Origin of the sequence: Vibrio lentus (genome assembly GCF_002875945.1) — a bacterium.
GTDB lineage: Bacteria > Pseudomonadota > Gammaproteobacteria > Enterobacterales > Vibrionaceae > Vibrio > Vibrio apostichopi.
Window position 1 is genome coordinate 20,346 of record NZ_MCZK01000146.1, and the last position, 7,812, is coordinate 28,157.

The 7,812-nt window shown below is 43.0% G+C and carries 7 protein-coding genes; 5 read left to right on the forward strand and 2 right to left on the reverse strand.

The window, feature by feature from the left end:
• Positions 1 to 195: 195 nt before the first annotated feature.
• On the forward strand, positions 196 to 1,083 hold the full coding sequence (locus tag BCT49_RS17165; RefSeq protein WP_102436920.1) for a LysR family transcriptional regulator: 888 nt from the start codon (positions 196 to 198) through the stop codon (positions 1,081 to 1,083).
• Here the strand turns inward: BCT49_RS17165 and BCT49_RS17170 are convergent.
• Complete coding sequence (locus BCT49_RS17170) at positions 1,072 to 3,756, reverse strand: bifunctional acetate--CoA ligase family protein/GNAT family N-acetyltransferase (protein ID WP_102436922.1); 2,685 nt, start codon at positions 3,754 to 3,756, stop codon at positions 1,072 to 1,074. The genes BCT49_RS17165 and BCT49_RS17170 overlap by 12 nt on opposite strands.
• A 216-nt stretch (positions 3,757 to 3,972) precedes the next feature.
• On the opposite strand from BCT49_RS17170, the gene BCT49_RS17175 reads away from it, so the two are divergent.
• On the forward strand, positions 3,973 to 4,536 hold the full coding sequence (locus BCT49_RS17175; RefSeq protein WP_102436924.1) for an SPOR domain-containing protein: 564 nt from the start codon (positions 3,973 to 3,975) through the stop codon (positions 4,534 to 4,536).
• 179 nt (positions 4,537 to 4,715) lie between these two features.
• Positions 4,716 to 5,711, forward strand: a complete 996-nt coding sequence (locus tag BCT49_RS17180) for a D-alanine--D-alanine ligase (RefSeq protein ID WP_102436926.1) — start codon at positions 4,716 to 4,718, stop codon at positions 5,709 to 5,711.
• Positions 5,712 to 5,857: 146 nt separating this feature from the next.
• On the opposite strand, the gene BCT49_RS17185 is transcribed toward BCT49_RS17180, so the two are convergent.
• Positions 5,858 to 6,826: a tyrosine-type recombinase/integrase gene (locus BCT49_RS17185; protein ID WP_102436929.1), complete on the reverse strand. Its 969-nt coding sequence runs from the start codon at positions 6,824 to 6,826 to the stop codon at positions 5,858 to 5,860.
• A gap of 100 nt (positions 6,827 to 6,926) precedes the next feature.
• Between BCT49_RS17185 and BCT49_RS17190 the strand changes: the two genes are divergently transcribed.
• On the forward strand, positions 6,927 to 7,295 hold the full coding sequence (locus BCT49_RS17190; protein WP_017108028.1) for a DUF3319 domain-containing protein: 369 nt from the start codon (positions 6,927 to 6,929) through the stop codon (positions 7,293 to 7,295).
• A 3-nt stretch (positions 7,296 to 7,298) separates the two neighbouring features.
• Entirely contained in the window at positions 7,299 to 7,610 is a 312-nt protein-coding gene (yciH, locus tag BCT49_RS17195) for a stress response translation initiation inhibitor YciH (protein ID WP_102436931.1), read from the forward strand.
• Positions 7,611 to 7,812 lie beyond the last annotated feature (202 nt).

Here is a 7,812-nt window from a genome sequence, read left to right on the forward strand (position 1 = left end):
TCTTGATTTGCGAAGATAATATTGGATCTAAATGATAATTACTATTATTTGCATTTGAATTTATTTTCGGTTTCGTCAGTCTAAACCTGTTTTAACCGTATAACTCGTTGTATTTTAAAAGCTTTAAACGTTCCATTTAGCTGGTGAATACTTCAATTTTTGTGATTAACCTCTCATTTATAAAGTTGGATACTGATGCATAGCCCAATAACACTTGAAGCACTACATATACTGGATGCCATCGATCGTCGTGGGAGTTTTGCCGCTGCAGCGAATGAAATGGACCGAGCACCTTCTTCATTGAGTTATCAAATCCAGAAGTTAGAACAAGACTTGGATATCATGATTTTTGACCGCTCAGGCCACCGTGCAAATTTCACGGAAGCGGGGCAGTTAATATTAGAGCAAGGTAGGATTATTCTTGGCGCCACAGAACAACTCGTTAATGACGCGAGTATTCTTGCAAATGGCTGGGAGTTGGATTTAACCATTGCCTTTGATGGCATTATTCCGATCGCTAATTTTTTCTCGCTAGTCGATGAGCTAGGAAAAATCAGTAAGACACGTGTTCGTTTACAAGAAGAAATCTTAGCGGGTTGTTGGGAATCTCTAACAGATGGCCGTGCTGACTTATTGGTATGCCCTAAACTCGATACAATTCCAAACGACATGAAAAGTGACGTGATTGGTAAAATGGAAATGGTATGGGTTGCGGCATCAAACCACTACGTTCACAAACGTTCTGGCGAATTCGACCAAAAGGCGAGAGAAAGTTACAGGGTGATCGCAATTGCGGATACAGCTCGCGATCAACCGGCTTTAAGTCGTAATATTCTAGAGAAACAACCACGTTTAACGGTCACGAGCTTCCCTGCAAAAGTAGAAGCGTTAACAACGGGATTAGGGATTGGTACCTTACCGAGTGTCATAGCGAAACCACTGATCGAATCTGGCGTTCTACAGCAGATTTCGGGAACAGAACCGCAACCTATCGATATTGTGATGGCTTGGCGACGCAACAAAATGGGCGACGCCAAATCTTGGTGTATTCAACATCTTAAAAAGACATGGTCACTCAAATAGCGGCAGAACCATATCAGCAGTACCATCTTCAAAACTGATGTCTAGCTTAAAACCAAGCTTTTGAGCTAGAGTCAGCATCCCTCTATTTGTTGGCATCGTCATTCCTGACATCTGCTTGGTCTGCTTAGCGCGACAGTAATCGATAACCTTAGTCATCAGTATGCGACCTAAACCAACACCTTTCAGATCAGAGCGTATCAGTATCGCAAACTCTGCATCCGTGTTCTCAGGGTTAATCAGAGCTCTTGAAACACCGATGATCGCAGGCACACCTTGTTCCTTACGAACGACCACAAAAGCAATCTCTCTATCGAAATCAATCTGAGTAAAGTTCGCTAATGCCTCATGATTAAACTCGCCGACATCACTAAAGAAACGCTTATACAGATCCTCTTTAGAGACTCGGTTAATAAAGTCGGCGTGAAGCGGCTCATCTTCAGGAAGAATAGGGCGCAGCAGCACCTCAGTACCATCTTTTAACTGTATTGTTTCTTCCAGTTCGACTGGGTATGGGCGAATCGCGAGTCTTTCTTGCGGGTCTCCCTCATAAGCTTTCAAAATGATATCCGCGTCCAATATCGTGAATTTGTCACCATTGGCCAATACTGGATGGATATCCAAATCATGTATTTCAGGGCAATCGACCACCATTTGAGAGATACGAACCAGTAACTCAGAGAGCCCTTCAATGTCGATCGGGTTAGGTAATTTCTGCAGGCGAATCTTGCCGCTTTTTATCGCTCGAATAATCAAGTAACGAGCCAGTGTCATGTTCAGCGGTGGAAAGGCGGCTGCGGCATCAATCGATTCGTCCCACTCAGATCCCCCTTGACCAAGTAAAATGATAGGACCAAAGGTTTCATCGGTTGTTACTTTCACGCGTAACTCTTGCCCACCTGCAAGCTTAGCCATTCCTTGAATCAACAGCCCATGAATATGCGCGGTAGGGAACGACAGTTGAGACCGATCGAGAATCGCTTGAGCCGCATTCGCCACTTCACTACTGTTTCGTAGATTGAGCATTACACCTTGTACATCTGATTTATGCGCGATGTCTGGCGAACGGAGTTTTACCGCAACGGGATAACCAATCGTTTCAGCAATATGTACCGCTTCACTTGGGTCTGAAGCGATCCAAGTTGGCAGAACATCTAAGTTGAAGTGCTTGAAAAACTGACTGTTTTGATGGGTATCAAGGCTCACTGTATCTTTATCCAGTAGTTGGCGTTCTATCCAATTTTTCGCATCGGCCAAGTCTTCAATGTGAACTTTTTCAGCCGTCGTTGGCGTTTCCATTAGCTGACGTTGGTTACGTCTGTACTCGACTAAGTGCATGAAGGCGACCACAGAGCTTTCTGGCGTTCGATAGGTTGGAATACCCGCTTCTGTGAACAGTTTTCTTGCAGGCCTTGCTGTCAGTTCACCAGACCAATTGGTCAATATATTGAATCGCTTATGGCGAGGGTGCTTCTTAATCGCTTCAATAATTCGCTCTGCCGTTTGGGCTGAATGTGCGATAGCAGAAGGACTGTGCATGATAAGAATGGCATCGGCTTCATCTCCATCAAGCAGCGTGTTAATCGTATCTATATAACGCTGATCACCAGCATCACCGACAATGTCGATAGGATTGCTATGCGACCAACTTGAAGGTAATACATGACTCAACTTATCTAGAGTTTGCTCGGATAGTTCAGCAAGCTTGCCACCACGGTCAAACAGAGTATCCACGGCCATAATTGCAGGGCCACCGCCATTGGTAACGATAGCAAGACGTTCACCACGCAATGGAACCGAGTGAGTCAGCGTTTCTACCGCGGCAAACAGTTCATGCAAATTCTTAACACGGAGCATGCCACTACGTCGGATTGCTGAGTCATAAATGATATCTAACGTGTCGGCACCGCCAGTGTGTGCCATGGCTGCCGCTCTGCCTTTCGCCGTTCGACCGCCTTTCAACACCAAAATTCGCCTGTTACGCGAAGCCGCACGTGCCGCAGATATAAAGCGCCTTGCATCATTAATACTATCGACATAAAGCAAGATTGCTTCAGTGTGCGAATCGGTACTCAAGTAATCCAATAGCTCTGAAAACTCGATGTCACTGCCATTACCTATTGAGATAAATGCAGAGAAGCCAATTTCTTTGTCGTTAGCCCAATCAAGAATCGTGGTACAGACAGCCGCAGACTGAGAAACAAACGCGATTTTACCGGGTAGCGCCGTTACTGGAGAGAAAGAGGCGTTCAAATTCAGCCAAGGAACAATAATCCCCAAGCTATTTGGGCCAAGCACTCGGATGTTGTGTTTTTTGGCTATAGCTAGGCATCTTGAATCAAACGTTTCGCCGTTGTCGCTGTGCTGATGCATGTCGGAAGAGAGCACAATCACCGACGCAATCCCTTTCTCGGCCAACTCCTCAAAGATGCCGACATTGCGTGTCGCGTTGGTACACAAAATCGCGAGATCTGGAACGATAGGTAACGACAAAATGTTCTTATAAGAAAGTACACCGGCCACTGAATCGTATTTAGGCGTAACCGGCATCACCGCACCTTTAAAATCCCCATGCAACAAATTGTTCATAACGATATATCCCGCACGGGTTTCTCTTTGAGAAGCACCAACAACTGCGATTGAGCGGGGTTTAAGGAGGGGATCAAGATGATTCATAGACATATCCTAGCAATGCACGTAAGTTCATCGTAACTTACTTTTGATTCACAGGTTGATGGCAAATTCACCGAATTCAGATGAATAAGCAAACACTGCATAAAGTTTGTGAAATAGGTCACCCACTAATGGTGTATAATCTCAAAGTTAACTTGATTCTAAACCGACGTATCGGCATGATTTATAGTAATTATTATTAAGGATATAGAGCTTTCCATGAAAAAATTTGCAATTGCGACTTTGCCAATGCTCTTGGCTGCATGTGTATCTGACGACTACGTGACTAATGTAACTTCAGATAGCTATCAAGAAGAGTACAAAACTGCCAAAGTTGAAGCTCCAGTTGTATCTCAATCTGAGCAAACAGGCGTTGTTGAAGAGAATGTCGTCAACGTTATCAAGACCCAACCTGTTGAACAGAAAGTGACTCAAACGACTAGGGCTAAACCCGTTGCAGTAGTAACAGGCCCAACCAAGAAACAGCAAGACATGAACCAGCGTTTTGGTTACACAGTTCAAGTTGTTGCTGTTGGCAGCCAAACTAAAGTCGATTCTTTCGTGAAAATGCTACCAACGACTTCTCAACCAGTTTGGGAAAACTACAAAATGGTTAACGGCACTAAGTGGTTCACTGTCCTTTACGGTGATTACGCGACACGCTTAGAAGCTAAAAAGGCGATTTCAACTCTGCCGACCACTTTCCAAAACTTGAAGCCGTTCGTTAAGAGCATTGATGACATCAAAAACTCTGAATACCCAACGCTTAACAAGTTGAACTAAGTTTTAATTCATAAAGAGGGAGCAAATGCTCCTTCTTTTGTTTTAAGACGAACAGTTTTGTTTAATAGTTAATCGCTCGTTCTTTCAGACACAAATTTAACGTTCAAAACACTGTACCTATTTCGACTTTTGTTTATCATTGAAGTCAGTATTCCTAGTTTCAAGGACCGAATTTACCCATGAACACCACAAACATCCTTCTACTTTGCGGCGGTGGATCTTCAGAGCATGAAGTGTCTTTAGTTTCAGCCAATTACCTTTTTGAACAACTCAATAGCGTTGCAGATTTTAACGTTGTAAGAGTTGAGATTAAAAACGAAGGCTGGTGTCTTGATTCAGGTGAATTGGTTTATCTCGATATCAACAATCAAGCTTTACGTGGCGATGAACTCGATTCAAAAGTAGATTTCATTGTGCCTTGCATTCACGGCTTCCCAGGTGAAACGGGTGACATCCAGTCACTGTTTGAACTGGCGAAAATTCCGTATCTAGGTTGTGGTTCTGAAGCAAGTAACAACAGCTTCAACAAGATCACGTCGAAGCTTTGGTATGACGCACTGGGCATTCCAAACACACCATACCTGTTCCTATCAGACAACACAGATCAAGCTCACTCACAAGCAACCCAAGCCTTTGAAAATTGGGGTAAAGTATTTGTGAAAGCGGCTCGTCAAGGTTCTTCTGTTGGCTGTTATCAAGTAAACCAAGTCGAAGATCTAAGCGAAGCAATCAACAAAGCGTTTACCTTCTCAGATCAAGTACTTGTCGAGAAGTCGGTCGTTCCAAGAGAACTGGAAGTTGCTGCGTATGAACTTGACGGTAAGCTTTACATCAGCAAGCCGGGCGAGGTGATTGCACCGAATGGCGCATTCTATTCTTACGAAGAGAAATACAGTGCAGACAGCCACTCAATAACTGAAGTAGAAGCAAGTAACCTAACTGACGAACAACGTGAATTGATTGCAGACAGCGCTCGCAAAGTTTTCTCTCAAATGAAGCTTCGCCACTTATCACGTATCGACTTCTTCTTAACACAAGATAATGAGATCTACCTGAACGAAGTGAATACGTTCCCGGGTATGACGCCGATTTCGATGTTCCCTAAAATGGTCGAACATGATGGGCCTAAATTTAGTCAGTTCTTAGAGAACTGCGTTAGAACGAGCCTTGCTTAGTTCATCTAATCACTCGTTGTAAAGCTGCACCCAACAACGAGACGCTGACAAACTAATGCCTTGCGCTTTCTGCCAAGGCATTATTGTTTTTTACCTAGCTGTTTTTAAAGCCTATTTTCTAAAACAGGTATTTAAACAACTTGTAGTTACTGCCAGGGAAGAATCGCCTTAAACTTCATTTTTTCACGCTCTGCATTATCAACATTGCCTACGTATTGAGCTGGCATCGCCGGGCTGAGCCAACGACCAAAGTCCTGAATCTCTCTTACCTTAAGACCTTGTTTCGACAACTCTTGAGCAGCGCCAACACGAATGGAATTGCCGGAAAAGTGATGATTTTCTGCTAGCTGTAGTAAGTCACTCGCTCTGCGCAAGATTCGATAGATAGAAGAATCATCCAAAGTTTGAAGCCCGATGTTTTCATGCTTATCTATCGCGCGAAACACAGGTAAATCATCTTGTGTTCCAGTAAATGCAAGCCAACGCTCGAGTGCAACACTTGCGACTTGTGAAAGCTGATACACAGAATCTTTAATCGTTATCTGATAATCACTGTCGGTACTCTCTACATCACTGGTCGATAACGACTTAAGTTCTGAACGCTTTAAAGCACACTCGAACATCACATTATAAATAGCGATATCGCGAATCTCTCTTAAGTTAGCTTTGTCATGTGAAAGCAGCGTGTTCAATTCAGCGAGATGTGCCGAAGTCATGGCGTTGGTCTGTTTAGCGTCACCGGCCATTTGAGCTTGTAAGTGGAGTAGGGTAAAGCGAACTTGTCGATGCTTGATAGGGTTAGCGAAGCCGAGCACAGTGTGCAATAAACTAAGCGTTGCAGTGTAACGTTTTAACGATGCATATTTCCTGTCATTGGATTCAGTCTCTAAGAAACGACGAATTGCCGTTACAGAGGCAGGAAGAGTGTTAATGCGTTTTTTAGTACAGAACGCGTGGTAGCGATTCCAATCACTGTAAATTCCCAACAGTGAATTGCGAGAATATTGGTATCCTGTTAACTCATCTATAATTTCAATTGACGCATTGCTGTTCAATTTTTCGACAAATGAATTAATTATCACAGAGTCAGATAAAATAGGGACTTTTTTTCTCAAATTACCGTACCTTAACAGGTGTTTTTGCCATATTATGCTTGATATCATTAAAAGTATACTTATGATTAATGCAGTGAAAACAAAAAGATGATCAATAGATATGGCTAATTCAATTTATCGAAGCGTCCATCTGCAATCGACGGATGCAACTAACACGGTTTGGCGTGCGAAGTTAAAAAATAATGTTATTCAGGGCAATTTAGCTGCCGTTAAGAAGAGTATTGATTGGTGGATTGAAACCGCATCTATTATTGATCCAAAGGAATTCACTGCCTTAAATAAGTCGAGAGGAACTGGTGGCTCGACTGAAAACTTCAACGGCTACCAAATCAAGAATGACACCGGTGAGCCTAATGCGTGGTATTGCATGTTTAACGGTCGCTTAATTAAAGGCGGCAAGATTGCAATCCAGCGTCATATAGAAGCTTACTTACTCGCAAAACAAAAAGCAGAGCAACAAAAGAAGTAAATTATGAGCCTAGTATATTCAACAGAAACAGGTCGTATCACACCTGAAGAAGAGAAAGTCCAACGTCCTAAAGGCGATGGTATTGTTCGAATCCAAAAAGAAACCAAAGGCCGTAAAGGCAAAGGCGTTTCTGTCGTAACTGGCTTAGACCTAGATGACGCTCCATTAAAACTAATGGCGGCAGAACTTAAAAAAGTGTGCGGCTGTGGTGGCTCGGTTAAAGATGGCAACATCGAGATTCAGGGCGACGCGCGTGACAAGATCAAAGCGCACCTTGAAAAGAAAGGCTACAAAGTTAAATTCGCTGGCGGTTAATCTCTACCTAATACCAGGGTTAAAATCGAAGATTATTATCACTGGATATTAGGTATTTTATGGTAAATAGCCAGTATGGTTAAATACACAGTATAAATTAGAGAATATCGACACCGAATAAAGGCAGGGCATCACACAAAGATACCTGCCTTATAAATACCAAAATCAATTTAACATAACGTACATAATACGCACTTAAAGC

Excerpts from the sequence above, each read along its gene's own strand:
- BCT49_RS17170 (WP_102436922.1), bottom strand. The coding sequence starts at position 3,756 with ATGAATCATCTTGATCCCCTCCTTAAACCCCGCTCAATCGCAGTTGTT.
- yciH (WP_102436931.1), top strand. The coding sequence starts at position 7,299 with ATGAGCCTAGTATATTCAACAGAAACAGGTCGTATCACACCTGAAGAA.
- BCT49_RS17180 (WP_102436926.1), top strand. The coding sequence starts at position 4,716 with ATGAACACCACAAACATCCTTCTACTTTGCGGCGGTGGATCTTCAGAG.
- BCT49_RS17175 (WP_102436924.1), top strand. The coding sequence starts at position 3,973 with ATGAAAAAATTTGCAATTGCGACTTTGCCAATGCTCTTGGCTGCATGT.
- BCT49_RS17165 (WP_102436920.1), top strand. The coding sequence starts at position 196 with ATGCATAGCCCAATAACACTTGAAGCACTACATATACTGGATGCCATC.
- BCT49_RS17190 (WP_017108028.1), top strand. The coding sequence starts at position 6,927 with ATGGCTAATTCAATTTATCGAAGCGTCCATCTGCAATCGACGGATGCA.